The sequence below is a fragment of the Caballeronia sp. LP006 genome, assembly GCF_031450995.1.
Classification (GTDB): domain Bacteria; phylum Pseudomonadota; class Gammaproteobacteria; order Burkholderiales; family Burkholderiaceae; genus Caballeronia.
The window spans coordinates 2,201,135-2,219,867 of sequence record NZ_JARTVW010000005.1; the positions used below are offsets into that span (position 1 = coordinate 2,201,135).

The window sequence follows — 18,733 nt, forward strand, 5'->3', positions numbered from 1 at the left end:
TGCTCGACTCAGGGATAAGGCGTGCGGGAATTGCCGTGCCGCCTGCCGTTGGATTGCGCAGGCGCAGTCGCTTGCCCCGACGAATAGTCGATGTACGGAGAAACGACGATAGGCGGCTGTTCCTGCTGCGGCGGTCCGGGCAGCGTGGCCATGGGCACCATGCCGGGCCCGCCGAGCGGCCCCGTCTGAAGCACGGTCCCCGGCACGCCGCTGTGGATGCCCGTTTGCGTGTCCAGCACCAGCGGCTCGCCGCCCGGCGTGCCGAACGCCAGTGGCGCAATGACGCAGAGGCATGCGCCGAGTGCCGCGCGAGCGCGTCGTGCCGTATTGCTTCGCGTGCTTCGGAAAGCCTTCGTCGCGTCGTGGATATGGCTGCGCATCGCTCGCTCTTTTATGTAGACGAAACCGCTTTACCTTACCCCGGTGGCAAGCTTTAGGCTAGGTGTTTTGCCTCACAACCGGCCCTTCTCAGGAGATACGATGCAATCGACCAGAACGCTGCTTGCCCTTCTCATCTCGCTTTGCAGCGCCTCCGCCATGGCGCAGACGGCCGCGCCCGCTCACGACTCCATGCACGGCATGCATATGTCCGAAGCCACGCCGAACGCGGCGGGATCGTCATCGACAGCGGACTTTCAGGCCGCCGACAAGTCGATGATGTCGGGCATGTCCGACATACAGTACAGCGGCGACGCCGACCGCGATTTCGTCGCGCACATGATCCCGCATCACGAAGGCGCGGTGGAAATGGCGAAAGTCGAGCTGAAGTACGGCAAGGACGCGAAGCTGCGCAAGCTGGCGAAGGACATCGTTGCGGCGCAGGAAAAGGAAATCCGCTTCATGAAGCAGTGGCTCGCGGCGCATCCGCAAACGAAGTAAGCAGAACGAGCATCGCGCCAAAAACGACAAAGCCCCGCGTTGCGGGGCTTTTTGCATGGCCGTGGCGCCCTGTGCGGCGCTACTGCGCCTTAAGCGTTGTAGCCGTTCGATTCGAGCGAGCGGATGCGCATTTCGAGCTGAACGATATCCGCGGATTGCGCCAGATACTCTTCACGGCGACGTTGTTCGGCGGTTTCAAACCAGATGCTGAGTTTTTCGAGCAGGACTGCAAACATGATCTTTCTCCAAGGATTTCAACGATCCCTAGCATTTCGGGTCAGGGATTACCCGTATAAGGGATAACCCGGATTATAGCGCTTGAATCTCAAAAAGTGTAGCTATATGCATGAACACTGTGCATTTCGTCACGCAGTGGTGCGTCTTTTTTGTCTTACTCAACCGACTGATTTAAAGCAGCTTTTTCTACAGCGGCCGTGAGCGAAAGCACATTGTTGGTGCATGACTCCGCCAGCTGATCCAGAATGGGGCAATCAGGACGCTCGTCGCCATGACAGTGGTTCGCAAGATGAACGAGCGTATCGCGCATGCTCGTCAGTTCATCGATCCGACGGTCCAGTTCGGCGACGTGCTCCGTTGCAATCGCCTTCACTTCGGCGCTTGCACGCGAGCGGTCTTGCCATAGCGCCAGTAATTTGCGTATGTCTTCCACCAGGAAACCAAGCCGGCGCGCCTGCCGGACGAACCGCAATGCATGAACCTCCTGCGCTCCATACACGCGATAACCCGACGACGTTCGTCCCACCGGATTGAGCAAGCCGACGCTCTCGTAGTAGCGGATCATCTTCGCCGTCACGCCCGAGGCCTTAGCCGCTTCACCTATGTTCATTTCTCGCTCCGCATAAAATCTTGAAATCGACTCTACACCTTCCCATCATGGCAAGGTATACGATGTTGTCATCGATCCAATTTTCAAGCGAGGAAACCGGAATGACCGAGTTCGAAGTTCAGGGCATGAGTTGCCAGCATTGCGTCGCCGCCGTGACGCGCTCGATTCATGAAATCGATCCGCAAGCGCAAGTGCGCGTCGATCTCGAACATGGCCGCGTGACAGTCGAGTCATCGCAGACGAATGAGGCGTTGATCGACGCAATCGACGACGCCGGCTACACCGTCAAAGGCGCCGCGTCCGCATGAGCGCCAGCGAACGCTTTACCGTTGCGCTCATCGGCGCGTCGGGTTTGCTGGGGCGGGCGGTCGGCGCCGAGCTGAAAAACGCGGTCGAGGCGCATGACTGGCGCGTCGTGCGCACGACGCATCGGCATGGCGATGCGGGCAGCGTGTCGCTCGATATTCGCGATCACGACGCCGTGCGCGCCTTTCTGCGGAGCGAGAAGCCGAATGCCGTCGTGGTCGCCGCGGCCGAGCGCCGTCCGGATGTGTGCGAGAACGATCCCGCTCTCGCCCGCGCGCTCAACGTCGATGCCTTGCAGACAATCGCGACCGAAGCCCGCGCGCTCGGCGCCTGGGTATTGTCGATCTCGACCGACTACGTGTTCGACGGCACCTCGCCGCCCTACTTTCCCGACGACGCGCCCGCGCCGCTCAACGCCTACGGCCATAGCAAGCTGGATGGCGAGCGCGCGCTACTCGCGTGCGATCCGGCTTCATGCGTGCTGCGGCTGCCGTTGCTCTACGGTCCGGTTGTCGACTGGAGTGAATCGGCGGTGACGAGCCTCACGCCCGCCATCGTCCGATCGGCCGATGCCGCGAACGCGCCCGCACCAATGGACGCCTGGGCGACCCGCTATCCGACCTACACGCCCGATGTCGCCGTGGTAATCCGCGGCATGCTCGAACAGCACGCGCAAGGCGAGACGATCTCGGGCATCGCGCAATGGTCCGGCGACGAGCCGATGACCAAGTTCGATATCGCCGAGCGCATCGCGGGAGTACTGCAACTCGACGCGAAGCTCGTCGCGCAAACCACGCCCATGGACGCGACACCGCGCCCGCGCGACTGTCATCTCGATTCGGGGCGGCTCGAAGCGCTCGGCATTGGACGGCGCACGCCTTTCGATACCGCGATCGCGCATCTGCTCGCTCGATATCCCGAGCAAGCTCAGTGAAAGTCGCGGCTCGGCGCGGCGAGCCGGCCAAGCAGCGCGCTATGGTCTTCGAGCCGCTGCGCCACCAGATGCCGCACATCGCCTTCTTTTTGCCAGACGCCTTGCACGCCGAGCAGCGACGCGCCCAGCAACACCTTGCGCTGTTTCTCGACGAGCCCCGGCCAGACGATCACGTTGATCGAGCCGGTTTCGTCTTCGAGCGACAGGAAGATCGTGCCGTTCGCCGTGCCCGGCCGCTGCCGCACCGTGACGATGCCGCACGCCCGCACGAAGCGGCCGTTGCGAGTCTCGCCGAGTTCAGCGGCGCTTTTGAAACGCTGGCGCGCGAGCCGCTCGCGCAGCAAGGCGAGCGGATGACGATTGAGCGTGAGCCCGAGACTCGCGTAGTCGTCGACGATCTCGCGGCCTTCCGATGCTTCCGGCAACGCGAGCGGCGCTTCGGTCATCGGCGCATCGCGCAGCAATTCCGGCGCGCGCTGCTGCGCGGTCACCGCCCACCAAGCCTGACGCCGATGCCCCGCGATGCTTTGCAGCGCATTGCCCGCCGCGAGCGCTTCGAGTTCGCGACGCGACAGGGCCGCGCGACGCGTGAGATCGTCGACATCGACGAATGGTGCTTGAGCGCGCGCCGCCATGATCCGCTCGGCCGCCGCTTGTGAAAAACCCTTGATCAGTTGCAGCCCGATGCGCACGCCCGGACCGCCCGCGCCGTACGCCTGGGCACCGAGCCTGACGCGCTTTTTGAGCTTGCGCGCGCCGCGTCGCATGGTCTTGCGAAAAACCTGATCCGGGCAAGGTGTGCCGTAGAACTGCTGACGCCGCCGCTGCTTTTCGGCATCCTGCAAGACGCGCACGCCATCGCCAGGCGGCATTTCCAGCACCGATTCCCAGTCGCTCAGCGACACATCCGGCGCGAACACCTGCACGCCATGACGCCGCGCGTCCTGCACGAGCTGCGATGGCGAATAAAAGCCGAGCGGCTGGCTATTCAGCAAGCCGGCCAGAAACGCCGCCGGTTCGTAGCGCTTGATCCACGCGCTGACATAGACGAGCAGCGCGAAACTCGCCGAATGACTCTCGGGAAAACCGTATTCGCCGAAACCCTCGATCTGCTTGCACACGCGCGCCGCGAACTCTTCCTCGTAGCCGCGCGCGAGCATCTTCGTCATCAGATCGGCCTGATACTTTTCCAGATGACCGCCGCGTCGCCATGCGGCCATTGCGCGGCGTAGCTGATCGGCCTGTTCCGCGCTATAGCCTGCGGCGACCATCGCGAGCTTCATCACCTGTTCCTGGAAAATCGGCACGCCGAGTGTACGTTCGAGCACCGGCCGCAGTTCTTCCTTCGGATACTCCGCTTCCTCGAGCCCTTGCTTGCGGCGCAGATATGGATGCACCATGCCGCCCTGAATTGGACCGGGCCGCACGATCGCCACTTCGATCACGAGGTCGTAGTACTTGTTGGGCCGAAGACGCGGCAGCATGCTCTGCTGCGCGCGCGATTCGATCTGGAACACGCCGACCGTGTCCGCGCGGCAGCACATCTCGTAGACGGCCTTGTCCTCGCGACGCACATGCGTCATGCCGAAATCCGGCACGCCACGCCGCAGCGCGATGAATTCGAGCGCGCGCCGGATCGCGGAGAGCATGCCGAGCGCGAGCACATCGACCTTCAGCAGCTTGAGCTGATCGATGTCGTCCTTGTCCCACTGAATCACGCAGCGATCCTTCATTGCGGCGTTTTCAATCGGCACGAGGCGCGACAAGCGTTCGCGCGCGATCACGAAACCGCCGACGTGCTGGGACAAGTGACGCGGAAAGCCGCGCAACTCGCGCGTAAGCCGGATCAGATGCTTCGTCACGTGCGAGTCTTCGTTGAAACCCGCTTCTTTCAGATAACCGGCCACCGCGGACGGACCATCCCACCACTGCTGCGACTTGCCGATCCGTTCGATGAGCGACGCATCCAGTCCCAGCGCCTTGCCGACATCCTTGAGCGCACTCCTCGTGTGATACGTGGTGAGCGACGCCGCGAGCGACGCGCGATGCCGCCCGTACTTCTGATAGATGTACTGGATGACTTCCTCGCGCCGCTGATGTTCGAAATCGACATCGATATCCGGCGGTTCGTTACGCGCGCGCGAAATGAAGCGCTCGACCAGCATGCTCATCTCGACCGGATTGATCTCCGTGATGTAGAGGCAATAACAGATGATCGAATTGGCCGCCGAGCCGCGCCCCTGACACAAGATTTTCCGGCTGCGCGCGAACGCGACGATGTCGTAGACCGTCAGAAAATACTTCTCGTACTTCAGGTCCGCGACGAGTTCCAGCTCCTTTTCGATCTGCCCGATGGTTTCCACGCTCAATCCGTTCGGCCAGCGTTTGAGCGCGCCCGCGATCACGTTTTTGCGCAGATAACTGCCTGGCGTTTCGCCGGGCGGCACGAGTTCCTCGGGATATTCGTAGCGCAATTCATCGAGCTCGAAGGTGCAGCGCTTCGCGACCTTCAAGGTCTCGGCAATCGCTTCTTTCGGATACAACGCGCCGATGCGCAAGCGTGTACGCAGATGCCGCTCCGCGTTCGCTTCGAGCGCGTAACCGCATTCGGCCAGCGGACGATTGAGGCGGATTGCCGTCAACGTGTCCTGCAAGGGCTTGCGCGAACGCGCGTGCATCAGCGCGCCGCTTGCCGCAACGAGAGGCAAACCGCTCGCCTTCGAAATCACGCGGCACGAAGCGAGACGTTCATCGTCGCTGCCGTCCTGCCACAACTCCAGCGCAAGCCACGCGCGGCCAGCGGCGAAACTTCCGAGCCAATGAGCGCGATCGAGCGTATCGGCAAGCGTGGCCGAGCGTTGCGGAACCAGAATCAAGAGACAGTGCGGCAGATGCTTCAGATGCGCGATATCGCCGCGTAAATCGGTGGCATCGAACGAGTCGGACGAAGTGGCGGCGGGATTCGTGAAATCTTCCGGACCGATCCGATACGTTCCCTTCGGCGAACGCGAGCGCGCAAGCGAAATCAGCTCCGACAAATTGCCGTATCCCTCGCGATTGGTCGCCAGCGCAATGAGCGTGCAAAACGGCTCGCCGTTGGCATCGGTGAGATGCAATTCACTGCCGATTATCAGCTTCAACGTTGCCTGCTTGGGCGACGGCTCGCCGGCGTTTCGCGCCGCGTCGGCTGCGGCTTGCGCCCGCGTCTCGATTTCCTTGATCGCGCCGTACGCGCGCACGACGCCCGCAAGCGAACATTCGTCCGTGATTGCTAGCGCGGTATAGCCGTGTTCGAGCGCGGCGGCCGCCAGTTCCTGCGGATGCGAAGCGCCGCGCAGGAACGAGAAGTTGCTCAGGCAATGCAGTTCCGCGTAGCCGGGCAAGAACGCCGACGCGGACATCGCGCCGGAGAACTTGCCTTTGCCGTCGCCACCGCCCAGGCCGATGAGGTCGCTCAAATCTTCCATGGCGGCGTCATCCGAAAAAACCGTGGAGAAACCAGTCGCCCGTCAGACGCTCGCGATACACCCAGAACATGCGGCCGCGATCGTCGGAGGCGACGTAGTAATCGCGTTGAACGCCGTTGCCGTCCCACCAGCCCGCTTCGATACGCTCGGTCCGGCTGATGAGCTTCAACGCGCGACGATAGAACGGCCGCTCGTTGCGCAACATCAGCTTTTGCGGCGTTTCGAGAATCCACGATGGCCGCGGCTGCGAAGGCACGGCTTGGTCGGGAAGCTCGAACGATTCCGCGCTTTCTTCTTCCGTGTCGTCTGGCGTCGGCGCTTCGACGCCCTCTTTCGCGCGCGACTTTTTTCCGCGCTTGGGCTTGGCCTTACGTTCAGGCTGATACGTTTCGACCGTCACCGCCGCTTCCGGCCGATGATCCTCCCGCTCGCTCAATTGCACGACATTTTCCGCGCCGAGTCGCGCGCTCAGACGCTCCAGCAACTGCGCCATCGAGTCGGCATCGGAACCCGGCATGGGGAAAAGCGTATCGGCGGGCGGCTCGTGCTCGCTGACCTTGTCGGCCAAAAGCTTCATCTCGATCACCGGCGCGATCAAGGTTGCCTGATTCAGCTTTTCGCGCAGCAGCCAGAGAATGTGCTCGGCATCGCGCGTCGGCACAGCCCATGCAATCTTGAGCGTCGATGTCTTGGGTGCGTTGCGCGCCGCCAATTCATGTTCGAGCAAAAGCGAAAACTCGCTGACAGCCGAGTGATGCGCGTTCAGCCAACCGGCGAGTTGCAACACGAGCCGGCGTGCCGCAAACAACAGCGCATCGGCGTTTTCGACGCGCGCCTGCAACTCGAGTTTCGCCTCGAACGATGCCGGCGCGCAAAACGCTTCGCGTGGATCGGGCGCCTGCCCGTAAGCTTGCGCGAGCCATTGCAGAATGCCCTGCCCGAAACGCCGCGCCACGCCTTTGCGCGGCAAGCGACGCAAGTCGGCGAGCGTCACGCAACCAATCTGCTCGAACGCATTGCCATGCGATGCCGCCGACGGCACGAGAGACACCGGCAAGGCATCGAGCGCGCGCACGAGTGTTGCCTCTTTCACAATACGAACGCGTTTCGCCACTCGTCGCGTGCGCGCGTGCGCAAGGAGCCACGCGCCCCACGCGGTCGGCGCACAGCCCATCCGGGACGTGAAGCCACAATCTTTCACCGTGGAGCGCACCTTTGCAAAGAGGCTGCGCAAGCCGCCGAAAAGCCGCATGCTCGCGCCGACTTCCAGCAACACAGTATTCGCATGTGCAAGCACGACCTTCGGCGTGAACGCGAGCAAGGACAACGCCACTGCTTCGAGCGCGCGCTGCTCTTCGCTGATATCGACGGCAAGCAAAGTGAGCCGCGGCGCGAGCGCGAACGCATGCGAGCGCGTGCTGCCCGGGCGCACGCCGAGGCGGAACGCGACGAGATCGGGCAGCAGAATGCGCGCGTGATCCGCGAGCGCAAAACATGGCTGACCGGAATCGTCCGCGTTCGCAACCGAATTGCCGACGGGCGCTTTACCGGGCGTCGAGTCCATTCCAGGCGAGGTCGAATTCGTCGAGATCGACGGCATCGATGGCGGCCTGACTGCTTCGAGCGATAAAAGCGGCAATGTCACCGCTATCCACAACATGATTGACCTCTCGTGCTCTCCTGGCTTGATCCGCGCGACGAATGTGCTCAGGCAATGCCGGCATTTGCAGCGGCAAACGCAACTGCAGCGGTTTTTCCAGCAACGGACCACGCCGCTTGATGATGTCGATTTCGAGCATGACCACCTGCATCCATTCGCGACGATTCATTGTCTGCGCGTGCGCAGGCAGCACCGGTTTGCAGACGATGCGCAATGGTGCCGCGGAGGATTGCTTCGCGGCATCGAGCGGGCGGAACAGAAACACCAGCGACTGCGATTCCTGAGCGGCCACTTGCAAACGACGCAGCGCATCGGGCCGCGCCTTGGGCAGCCAGATCAAGACCGCGCCGCTGCCATCCTGTTTGAGCGATTGCTCGGCCGCCCATAGCACCTGATCCTCGGGCGCTTTGACCCAGACCAGCTTGCCCGGCGCGATGTTCATCGACCGGAACGCTGCTGGATTGGGCATCCAGGGAGGCGCTACGAAGATGACGGTGCGGCCTCTTTTCGTCACCAACTCACGAAGCGAACGCGCGAGCAGCCTGACCTCGCCAACCCCGCATTCTTCGATAAGCAATTCAGTGACGGCGCCGGCCATCCAGCCGGTATTTGGCAAGACCAGATCGAGCGCCCGATAGCCACTCGAAACGACACCCGCGTCCGACACGCCGACCTGCTCGCCTTGCCAAAGCTGCTGCTGCAGGCGCGATGTCAGCCCGATATCGAGCAGTGAAAGTGCTGCACCCATGAGTCTTCCCTGTCCACCCGAATGCAAGAGCCTGCTCATGCCCAGAGCATTCGGCAACCCTTTTGTACTGTATATTTATACAGTATTTCGAGGCGACGAGGTAAACGGTCGATGTAAGTTTAGACGGGCTTGAGACGGACGACTGGAGGGGATTTGAATGTTTCTGGATGGAGATTTGGTGCTTGCGTCGTAAGCGCGGCACCAGCAACGTCTTGACTGGCGATTGTGATTCTCAGACTGCGGTGCGGAGCTGATTGGCAACGACCCACGGTGTGAGTTCGTTGATGCGGTTAATCGCATGGTCGGCGATGCGTGCGAGCACGAAGCGTAGATATGCCTCAGGATCGAGGCTGTTCAGTTTTGCGGTGCCAATGAGGCTATAGATTGCGGCGGCACGTTCACCGCCAGAATCTGCGCCTGCGAACAGGTAGTTACGTCGCCCTATGGCCACCCCGCGTAGCGCGCGCTCGACTGGAAGGTTGTCGATCATCGCAATAGCGTGTGAACGCTTCCCACCGGTTCAGCGCATAAAGGATCGCCCGACTCGTGTCCGACTTGCGCGAGAGCGTTGCCAGCATCGTTCTGAGCCACGCATGGAACTCATCGAGTAGTGGCCGCGCATGCGCCTGACGATACACACGGCGTTCGTCGGGCGGTTTGCCCCTGATTGTCTCCTCAATCCTGTATAGCGCGCCGATGCGCTCAAGCGCTTCAGTGTTTAACGCATTGGGACGCGCTGCGTGTAATTCATAGAACTGACGTCGCGCGTGCGCCCAGCAAGCCGCCTCGGTGACGCGCCCGCTTTCGTAGATGGCCTGGTAGCCCCCGTATGCGTCGGCTTGCAGCGTACCGCTGAATGACTCGAGATGCTGTTGCGGATGGATGCCCTTGCGATCCGGCGTGTAGGCGAACCACACCGCCGGTGGCGTCATGTCAGCTGACGCACGATCATCGCGAACGTAAACCCACAAGCGACCGGTCTTCGTCCTGCCGTTGCCCGGTGCCAGCACTGGAACTGGCGTGTCGTCCGCGTGCAGTTTCGTCGCCGACATCACGTGAGCACGCAGTGTTTCTACAAGCGGCTGCAGCAATGTTGCCGCGTGACCGACCCACTTCGCAAGCAGCGAGCGATCCAGCGCGACGCCTTCCCGGGCGTAGATGACCGACTGCCGATAAAGCGGCACGTGGTCTGCGAACTTCGAGACCAGCACGTGTGCCAGCAGCCCTGCGCCGGCGAGACCGCGTTCGATGGGACGACTCGGTGCAGGCGCCTGAGCGATGTGATCGCAACACACGCACGCAAACTTCGGGCGCACATGACGAATGACCCTGAAGCTTGCCGGTACGTACTCAAGTTGCTCGGCGACGTCTTCGCCCAGCGACTTCATCTCGCCACCGCATTCCGAACACTTCCCGGCAGATTCGGGCAAGTGCGTCCGGATCTCGCGCGGCAGATGCTCAGGCAGTGGCTTGCGCGGTGCCTGTTCCACAACCGCGCGCGGCGTCTTTGGGATTTCGACCGGCGCCGCGCCTTCGTCGGCCTCAAGCTCCTCGAGGCGCAACTCGAGTTGCTCGATCTGATGGTCCAGCTTCTCCGACTTGCGACCGAACTGCATACGGCGCAGCTTGGCAATGAGCAGCTTCAGGTGTTCGACTTCGGCTGCGCGCGATGCCAACACGACTTGTTGCGACTTAACCGTTTCCTGCAGTTTGAGCATCTGCGCGTCGCGCTCACGCAGCGCCGCCTCCTGGCTGAGCAGCATCGCCTTCAGCGTTTGGACATCGTCGGGAAGTGGGCTCACGCGCGTCATGCCGCCAGTTTACGCGTGGGCAACGACGTTTACAACGCTGAGGTCGGTCGTGCCGTTCTCGTCGGCTGCCGCCAGTCGATGCCTTCCAGCAGCATCGATAGTTGCGCCGGGCTCAGACAAATAACGCCGCCGTCGGCCTGAGGCCATACGAAGCGCCCTTTCTCGAGTCGCTTCATCAGCAGGCACATGCCATCGCCGCTCCACCACAGCACTTTGAGCAGGTCGCCGCGTTTGCCGCGAAACACGAAGACGTGCCCGCAGAACGGGTCCTGTTCGAGCACGGTCTGCACCTTGGCAGCGAGACTGTTAAATCCGGCCCGCATGTCGGTGACTCCTGCGGCCAGCCACACCCGTGATCCGGACGGCAGGCCAACGGCAGACGGCAGCATCAGCAGGCTCATCGAGCAAGGCCCCGCACGATCTTGATCAGAGTTGCGACAGGCGTGTCGGCGCTCAGGCGTAGCCGGACCTCGCCACATTCGACCTCTGGAACAGCCCCGTGAAAGACCGGACACAGTCTCCCACTTACAATAGCGGGTAGGCATAAGACTGTGTATATGACTAACAACAAGAACGAAGTAATGGAAGTGTTGACGGGACCTGAGCGCCGACGGCGCTGGTCGGCTGATGAGAAGCTGGCGATGGTTCGGGAGACGTTCGAGCCCGGCAAGACAGTTTCGATGGTGGCTCGGCTGCACGGCATCAATCCGAATCAGCTGTTTCAGTGGCGCAAGCTGCATCAGGACGGCAGCCTGTCGGCAGTGAGCGCTGGAGAAGAAGTTGTGCCGGCGTCCGAGTTGAGCGACGCGCTGAAGCAGATCAAGGAGCTCCAGCGCCTGCTGGGCAAGAAGACCATGGAGAACGAGATTTTCCGGGAAGCCGTGGAGGTGATGAAGTCGCGAAAATGGATTGCGCGCTCACCCTCATTACCGGGGGACGGCCAGTGAAGCAGGTCTGTGACGTTCTCGGTGTAGCGCGCTCAAATGTGTCGGTAAAGCTCGCCCGGACTGCTGACTGGCAGGATAGCCGGCGCGCACGCAAAACGGATGATGCTGGCATTGTCGACGAAATCCGTTTGCTCGTTGCTGACTTGCCCAGCTACGGCTATCGACGCGTCTGGGGCCTGCTGCGAAGCGAGCGGGAATTGCGGTGTGAGGTTCCAGTGAATGCGAAACGTGTTTATCGCGTGATGCGCCAGCACGATTTGTTGCTTCACAGGAGGCCTGCGAGGCCGAGCATCGAGCGTCGGCATGAAGGTACGGTGGCGGTGCCCAGAAGCAATCAGCGATGGTGCTCTGACGGCTTCGAGTTTCGTTGCGACAACGGCGCGCCGCTGCGCGTGACGTTCGCACTCGATTGCTGTGACCGCGAAGCGATCAGCTGGGCAGCGACGACAGGCGGTCATAGCGGCGACGTTGTGCGCGATGTCATGCTGGCGGCTGTCGAACATCGTTTCGGGAACGTTCGCAAAACGCCCGAGCAAATCGAATGGCTCAGCGACAACGGTTCGGGTTACATTGCCGAAAAGACCCGCGCGTTCGCTTCAGATATTGGTCTCAAGCCGTTGACCACGCCCGTATGCAGCCCGCAGAGCAATGGCATGGCAGAAAGCTTCGTCAAGACGATGAAGCGCGATTACGTTGCGTTCATGCCGAAGCCGGACGCGGCGACCGCCGTGCGCAATCTGGCCGTCGCATTCGAACACTACAACGACAAACACCCGCATAGCGCGCTGAAATACCGCTCGCCGCGCGAGTTCCGACGTAAAGCCGATTCATCAACCTTGGTGTGAGATGGTGTCCGGAACTACGGGGGCAAATCCAACCTCGTACATGCTGGCGCTGCCCGATGATGGGCACGTCGGTACTTCCGGTGAAGGCTCAGCCACGGCCACTGGTAGCCAGTTGAGTGCAGTCGCCTCCGGCAGCGCGACATCGGGTATACCGAAATCGCCGGACAGATAATGACGACGCCATTTGAACAGCAGGTTGGCGTTGATGTCGTGCTCGCGAGCGATGAGCGCAGCCGACGCGCCCGGTTTGAGCGTCGCCTCGACGATCTGCCGCTTGAACTCGACAGAAAAAAATTGGGTCGCTTGGACCGTTTGGATTGAGGAGAGCTGTCCACTGTTGCGTCCACCATTCATTTGGTGGGCACCAAAGTAGCCAAACTCAACGACGAAATCTAGACGGTATTGAGGACGCGCTTACCTTGCGTCCGTGATGTAAGCAAGACTCTTTCTCGCGCCAAATGCCGCAGAAACGCAAAAACCCCACCTGTTTGGGGGTGGGGTTTTTGTTGCTGCATGAGGAGCCTGACGATTACCTACTTTCACACGGGAGATCCGCACTATCATCGGCGTGGAGTCGTTTCACGGTCCTGTTCGGGATGGGAAGGGGTGGTACCAACTCGCTGTGGTCATCAGGCATGACTTGTTGTCGTGCGCCGGGTGGGCACACAACCAATCCGGGAAGAAGCAGTAAATGTTGGGTGGCGATTGTCGCACACGCATAACTCGCCAGTGGTTCAAACACACTGGTTATAGGATCAAGCCTTACGGGCAATTAGTATCAGTTAGCTCAATGCATTACTGCACTTACACACCTGACCTATCAACGTCCTGGTCTGGAACGACCCTTCAAGGGGCTCGAAGCCCCGGGGATATCTCATCTTAAGGCGAGTTTCCCGCTTAGATGCTTTCAGCGGTTATCTCTTCCGAACATAGCTACCCGGCGATGCCACTGGCGTGACAACCGGTACACCAGAGGTTCGTCCACTCCGGTCCTCTCGTACTAGGAGCAGCCCCCTTCAAATATCCAACGCCCACGGCAGATAGGGACCAAACTGTCTCACGACGTTTTAAACCCAGCTCACGTACCTCTTTAAATGGCGAACAGCCATACCCTTGGGACCGGCTACAGCCCCAGGATGAGATGAGCCGACATCGAGGTGCCAAACACCGCCGTCGATATGAACTCTTGGGCGGTATCAGCCTGTTATCCCCAGAGTACCTTTTATCCGTTGAGCGATGGCCCTTCCATACAGAACCACCGGATCACTATGACCTGCTTTCGCACCTGCTCGACTTGTCGGTCTCGCAGTTAAGCACGCTTATGCCATTGCACTATCAGCACGATTTCCGACCGTACCTAGCGTACCTTCGTACTCCTCCGTTACACTTTGGGAGGAGACCGCCCCAGTCAAACTGCCTACCATGCACTGTCCCCGATCCAGATCATGGACCAAGGTTAGAACCTCAAACAAACCAGGGTGGTATTTCAAGGACGGCTCCACCGAAACTAGCGTTCCGGTTTCATAGCCTCCCACCTATCCTACACAGATCGGTTCAAAGTCCAATGCAAAGCTACAGTAAAGGTTCATGGGGTCTTTCCGTCTAGCCGCGGGGAGATTGCATCATCACAAACACTTCAACTTCGCTGAGTCTCGGGAGGAGACAGTGTGGCCATCGTTACGCCATTCGTGCAGGTCGGAACTTACCCGACAAGGAATTTCGCTACCTTAGGACCGTTATAGTTACGGCCGCCGTTTACCGGGACTTCAATCAAGAGCTTGCACCCCATCATTTAATCTTCCGGCACCGGGCAGGCGTCACACCCTATACGTCCACTTTCGTGTTTGCAGAGTGCTGTGTTTTTATTAAACAGTCGCAGCCACCAGTTTATTGCAACCTCTTCACCCTTCCAGCGCAGGCTGGTTAAGCTACAGAGGCGTACCTTATCCCGAAGTTACGGTACCAATTTGCCGAGTTCCTTCTCCCGAGTTCTCTCAAGCGCCTTAGAATACTCATCTCGCCCACCTGTGTCGGTTTGCGGTACGGTCACTATTAGACTGAAGCTTAGAGGCTTTTCTTGGAACCACTTCCAATTGCTTCGCTTCCGAGGAAGCTCGCGCCACACCCTTGAATTATGTGCCCGGATTTGCCTGAGCACCTTCTCCAATGCAGCGACCGGGACGTCCAACACCCGGACAACCTTCCGCGATCCGTCCCCCCATCGCATCTAACAATGGTGCAGGAATATTGACCTGCTTCCCATCAGCTACGCATTTCTGCCTCGCCTTAGGGGCCGACTCACCCTACGCCGATGAACGTTGCGTAGGAAACCTTGGGCTTACGGCGAGGGGGCTTTTCACCCCCTTTATCGCTACTCATGTCAGCATTCGCACTTCCGATACCTCCAGCACGCTTTTCAACGCACCTTCGCAGGCTTACGGAACGCTCTCCTACCATGCATATAAATATGCATCCGCAGCTTCGGTGACTGGCTTGAGCCCCGTTACATCTTCCGCGCAGGACGACTCGATCAGTGAGCTATTACGCTTTCTTTAAAGGGTGGCTGCTTCTAAGCCAACCTCCTGACTGTTTTTGCCTTCCCACTTCGTTTCCCACTTAGCCAATCTTTGGGACCTTAGCTGGCGGTCTGGGTTGTTTCCCTCTTGACACCGGACGTTAGCACCCGATGTCTGTCTCCCGTGATTGCACTCTTCGGTATTCGGAGTTTGCTATGGCGTAGTAATCCGCAATGGACCCCACAACCATGACAGTGCTCTACCCCCGAAGGTGATACACGAGGCACTACCTAAATAGTTTTCGGAGAGAACCAGCTATTTCCAAGTTTGTTTAGCCTTTCACCCCTATCCACAGCTCATCCCCTAACTTTTCAACGTTAGTGGGTTCGGTCCTCCAGTACGTGTTACCGCACCTTCAACCTGGCCATGGATAGATCACTTGGTTTCGGGTCTACGCCCAGCAACTGATCGCCCTATTCGGACTCGCTTTCGCTACGCCTGCCTTAATCAGTTAAGCTCGCTACTGAACGTAAGTCGCTGACCCATTATACAAAAGGTACGCCGTCACCCCTTGCGAGGCTCCGACTGTTTGTATGCATGCGGTTTCAGGATCTATTTCACTCCCCTCCCGGGGTTCTTTTCGCCTTTCCCTCACGGTACTGGTTCACTATCGGTCGATCACGAGTATTTAGCCTTGGAGGATGGTCCCCCCATCTTCAGACAGGATTTCACGTGTCCCGCCCTACTTGTCGTACCCCTAGTTCTTCCACGCTGTTTTCGCTTACAGGGCTATCACCTGCTATGGCCGCACTTTCCAGAGCGTTCAGCTAACAACACAGATAAAGAGTACAGGCTGATCCCATTTCGCTCGCCACTACTCTGGGAATCTCGGTTGATTTCTTTTCCTGCGGTTACTTAGATGTTTCAGTTCACCGCGTTCGCTTCACTAAGCCTATGGATTCAGCTTAGGATGACCCATTCGGGCCGGGTTTCCCCATTCGGATATCGGTGGATCAAAGCTCGTTTGCCAGCTCCCCACCGCTTTTCGCAGGCTACCGCGTCCTTCATCGCCTGTGATCGCCAAGGCATCCACCACATGCACTTGTTCGCTTGACCCTATAACGAGTGTGTCTGCCAGCATTGCTGCCTTTAAGCCCACCGTCATAGGTTGAGTATTCGCGTTGTGCCGTATTCCAAAGCAATCTTTCGATCACCTTTTCATACTTGATACAATCACAACCCTGATTACCCTACTCACACCCATCTCTAAGTGCTTTCGAATAATCTCTTTACTACTTCTTCCAGATTGTTAAAGAACGACAGCCGATAGCATGATCAAATTCGATCACCTACCCGCGCTGACTGGCTCAATCGCCAATGCGCAACGTTGAACCCCGCGTTCAGCGCTGTGCATTGAGGATTGGTGGAGGATGACGGGATCGAACCGACGACCCCCTGCTTGCAAAGCAGGTGCTCTCCCAGCTGAGCTAATCCCCCCGTGTGTGCCTGACTCAGTCTGCTCGCTTGGTCGTTTTAAGCACCGCTTGCCCGGGTGGTGGGTCTGGTTGGATTCGAACCAACGACCCCCGCCTTATCAAGACGGTGCTCTAACCGACTGAGCTACAGACCCTTAGCCTGTCTTTCTGACAGCCGATAAGCGTGAACACTTGAGTGGGCGAGCGTTTAAGCTCGAGAAAGGAGGTGATCCAGCCGCACCTTCCGATACGGCTACCTTGTTACGACTTCACCCCAGTCATGAATCCTACCGTGGTGACCGTCCTCCTTGCGGTTAGACTAGCCACTTCTGGTAAAACCCACTCCCATGGTGTGACGGGCGGTGTGTACAAGACCCGGGAACGTATTCACCGCGGCATGCTGATCCGCGATTACTAGCGATTCCAGCTTCACGCAGTCGAGTTGCAGACTGCGATCCGGACTACGATCGGTTTTCTGGGATTGGCTCCACCTCGCGGCTTGGCAACCCTCTGTTCCGACCATTGTATGACGTGTGAAGCCCTACCCATAAGGGCCATGAGGACTTGACGTCATCCCCACCTTCCTCCGGTTTGTCACCGGCAGTCTCCCTAGAGTGCTCTTGCGTAGCAACTAAGGACAAGGGTTGCGCTCGTTGCGGGACTTAACCCAACATCTCACGACACGAGCTGACGACAGCCATGCAGCACCTGTGCGACGATTCTCTTTCGAGCACCCCAAGCTCTCACCCGGGTTTCGTCCATGTCAAGGGTAGGTAAGGTTTTTCGCGTTGCATCGAATTAATCCACATCATCCACCGCTTGTGCGGGTCCCCGTCAATTCCTTTGAGTTTTAATCTTGCGACCGTACTCCCCAGGCGGTCAACTTCACGCGTTAGCTACGTTACTAAGGAAATGAATCCCCAACAACTAGTTGACATCGTTTAGGGCGTGGACTACCAGGGTATCTAATCCTGTTTGCTCCCCACGCTTTCGTGCATGAGCGTCAGTATTGGCCCAGGGGGCTGCCTTCGCCATCGGTATTCCTCCACATCTCTACGCATTTCACTGCTACACGTGGAATTCTACCCCCCTCTGCCATACTCTAGCCTGCCAGTCACCAATGCAGTTCCCAGGTTAAGCCCGGGGATTTCACATCGGTCTTAACAGACCGCCTGCGCACGCTTTACGCCCAGTAATTCCGATTAACGCTCGCACCCTACGTATTACCGCGGCTGCTGGCACGTAGTTAGCCGGTGCTTATTCTTCCGGTACCGTCATCCCCACCCGGTATTAACAGGTAGGTTTTCTTTCCGGACAAAAGTGCTTTACAACCCGAAGGCCTTCTTCACACACGCGGCATTGCTGGATCAGGGTTGCCCCCATTGTCCAAAATTCCCCACTGCTGCCTCCCGTAGGAGTCTGGGCCGTGTCTCAGTCCCAGTGTGGCTGGTCGTCCTCTCAGACCAGCTACAGATCGTCGCCTTGGTAGGCCTTTACCCCACCAACTAGCTAATCTGCCATCGGCCGCCCCTATAGCGCGAGGTCCCGAAGGATCCCCCGCTTTCTTCCGTAGATCGTATGCGGTATTAATCCGGCTTTCGCCGGGCTATCCCCCACTACAGGACACGTTCCGATGTATTACTCACCCGTTCGCCACTCGCCACCAGGGTTGCCCCCGTGCTGCCGTTCGACTTGCATGTGTAAGGCATGCCGCCAGCGTTCAATCTGAGCCAGGATCAAACTCTTCAGTTCAATGCCTGTTACTGTTTTCGGTTGTTTTACCAACCGGTCGCTCACTCAACGTACTGACGATGATCAATCCGTCTCTCGACAGATAAACCTTCCTCTAATACTGTGTGAGACTTGATAACTTTCGCTAAACGTCCCAACCCCGAAAGGTCAGAACCGCTCGCGCCATCAAGTGCCCACACTTATCGGCTGTTAGTTTTTAAAGAGCACATTCGCCAAGACTTCCTGCCAAGTGCACCAAGCATTTTTGCTCAGCACCGCTTCGTCTTGCGTCGCTGCATCTGCAGCAGAGAAACGAGATTATGTACGTCGTTTCAGTTACTGTCAACAAGAATTTGAAGCTTTCTTTTCTTGCCCACCGCGCTTCGGAGCGAATACCACCTTTGTCCGCCTCGCCTACTGAAACCACCTCCCGCTTCCTTCGCGTTCATCGAATCGCGAAGGAACGGAATTTTAGTTGCGCGGCGTGCAATCCGCAAGTAGCCGAAACGAAAAAATTGACGGGCGAAGATCCACCGCCCAAACGATCCACTTCAAAGCCCGTGTTCA

General features: G+C 59.1%; 12 protein-coding genes, 2 tRNA genes, 3 rRNA genes and 1 pseudogene. 4 read left to right on the plus strand and 14 right to left on the minus strand.

All coding sequences use genetic code 11. The annotated features are described in order from the left end of the window. Positions 1-8 precede the first annotated feature (8 nt). On the minus strand, positions 9-380 hold the full coding sequence (locus P9250_RS26860; RefSeq protein WP_250492504.1) for a hypothetical protein: 372 nt from the start codon (positions 378-380) through the stop codon (positions 9-11). Positions 381-480: 100 nt separating this feature from the next. Between P9250_RS26860 and P9250_RS26865 the strand changes: the two genes are divergently transcribed. After that, positions 481-879, plus strand: a complete 399-nt coding sequence (locus P9250_RS26865; protein WP_310396101.1) for a DUF305 domain-containing protein — start codon at positions 481-483, stop codon at positions 877-879. A gap of 89 nt (positions 880-968) precedes the next feature. Here the strand turns inward: P9250_RS26865 and P9250_RS26870 are convergent, their stop codons facing one another. Both P9250_RS26870 and cueR read right to left on the minus strand, forming a co-directional pair. Continuing rightward, a complete protein-coding gene (locus P9250_RS26870) occupies positions 969-1,115 on the minus strand; it encodes a DUF3563 family protein (RefSeq protein WP_244825434.1) in 147 nt (48 codons plus the stop codon). A 155-nt stretch (positions 1,116-1,270) separates the two neighbouring features. Beyond that, the gene (cueR, locus tag P9250_RS26875) at positions 1,271-1,726 is read right to left on the minus strand and encodes a Cu(I)-responsive transcriptional regulator (protein ID WP_310396105.1); all 456 of its coding nucleotides are present in this window, start codon (positions 1,724-1,726) and stop codon (positions 1,271-1,273) included. A gap of 101 nt (positions 1,727-1,827) precedes the next feature. On the opposite strand from cueR, the gene P9250_RS26880 reads away from it, so the two are divergent. Beyond that, positions 1,828-2,034 carry a heavy-metal-associated domain-containing protein gene (locus P9250_RS26880; RefSeq protein ID WP_250465097.1) on the plus strand — a complete coding sequence of 69 codons (207 nt, stop codon included), beginning with the start codon at positions 1,828-1,830 and terminating at the stop codon, positions 2,032-2,034. Next, positions 2,031-2,966: an SDR family oxidoreductase gene (locus P9250_RS26885; RefSeq protein ID WP_310396109.1), complete on the plus strand. Its 936-nt coding sequence runs from the start codon at positions 2,031-2,033 to the stop codon at positions 2,964-2,966. Before P9250_RS26880 ends, P9250_RS26885 begins: the two co-directional genes overlap by 4 nt. Here P9250_RS26885 and P9250_RS26890 read toward each other — a convergent pair. The 5 genes and pseudogenes from P9250_RS26890 to tnpB all read right to left on the minus strand — a co-directional run bounded on the left by P9250_RS26890 (position 2,960) and on the right by tnpB (position 11,053). Continuing rightward, positions 2,960-6,433 carry an error-prone DNA polymerase gene (locus P9250_RS26890; protein ID WP_310396111.1) on the minus strand — a complete coding sequence of 1,158 codons (3,474 nt, stop codon included), beginning with the start codon at positions 6,431-6,433 and terminating at the stop codon, positions 2,960-2,962. The two genes, P9250_RS26885 and P9250_RS26890, sit on opposite strands and share 7 nt — an antisense overlap. 7 nt (positions 6,434-6,440) lie before the next feature. Then, entirely contained in the window at positions 6,441-8,093 is a 1,653-nt protein-coding gene (locus tag P9250_RS26895; RefSeq protein WP_310396114.1) for a DNA polymerase Y family protein, read from the minus strand. Then, entirely contained in the window at positions 7,978-8,841 is an 864-nt protein-coding gene (gene imuA / locus P9250_RS26900; protein ID WP_244825443.1) for a translesion DNA synthesis-associated protein ImuA, read from the minus strand. Before imuA ends, P9250_RS26895 begins: the two co-directional genes overlap by 116 nt. Positions 8,842-9,073: 232 nt before the next feature. Then, positions 9,074-10,604 (minus strand): annotated as a pseudogene (gene tnpC / locus P9250_RS26905) (IS66 family transposase). A 77-nt stretch (positions 10,605-10,681) separates the two neighbouring features. Further along, positions 10,682-11,053: an IS66 family insertion sequence element accessory protein TnpB gene (gene tnpB / locus P9250_RS26910; RefSeq protein WP_232078410.1), complete on the minus strand. Its 372-nt coding sequence runs from the start codon at positions 11,051-11,053 to the stop codon at positions 10,682-10,684. 180 nt (positions 11,054-11,233) lie between these two features. Between tnpB and P9250_RS26915 the strand changes: the two genes are divergently transcribed. Then, a protein-coding gene (locus tag P9250_RS26915) for an IS3 family transposase (protein ID WP_310390710.1) occupies positions 11,234-12,444 on the plus strand; the annotation gives its coding sequence in 2 pieces (ribosomal slippage) (positions 11,234-11,552 and positions 11,552-12,444; 1,212 coding nt in all). On the opposite strand, the gene P9250_RS26920 is transcribed toward P9250_RS26915, so the two are convergent. The 6 genes from P9250_RS26920 to P9250_RS26945 form a co-directional block, all read right to left on the minus strand. Further along, positions 12,430-12,798, minus strand: a complete 369-nt coding sequence (locus P9250_RS26920; RefSeq protein WP_310396118.1) for a transposase — start codon at positions 12,796-12,798, stop codon at positions 12,430-12,432. The genes P9250_RS26915 and P9250_RS26920 overlap by 15 nt on opposite strands. Positions 12,799-12,964: 166 nt before the next feature. Then, a 5S ribosomal RNA gene (gene rrf, locus P9250_RS26925) occupies positions 12,965-13,078 on the minus strand. Positions 13,079-13,195: 117 nt separating this feature from the next. Further along, positions 13,196-16,076, minus strand: a 23S ribosomal RNA gene (locus P9250_RS26930). Positions 16,077-16,381: 305 nt separating this feature from the next. Further along, a tRNA-Ala gene (locus P9250_RS26935) sits at positions 16,382-16,457 on the minus strand. 56 nt (positions 16,458-16,513) lie between these two features. Next, a tRNA-Ile gene (locus P9250_RS26940) sits at positions 16,514-16,590 on the minus strand. A 64-nt stretch (positions 16,591-16,654) separates the two neighbouring features. Then, positions 16,655-18,187 (minus strand): 16S ribosomal RNA (locus P9250_RS26945). The 16S, 23S and 5S rRNA genes sit together here with 2 tRNA genes alongside, the layout of an rRNA operon. Positions 18,188-18,733: the final 546 nt, after the last annotated feature.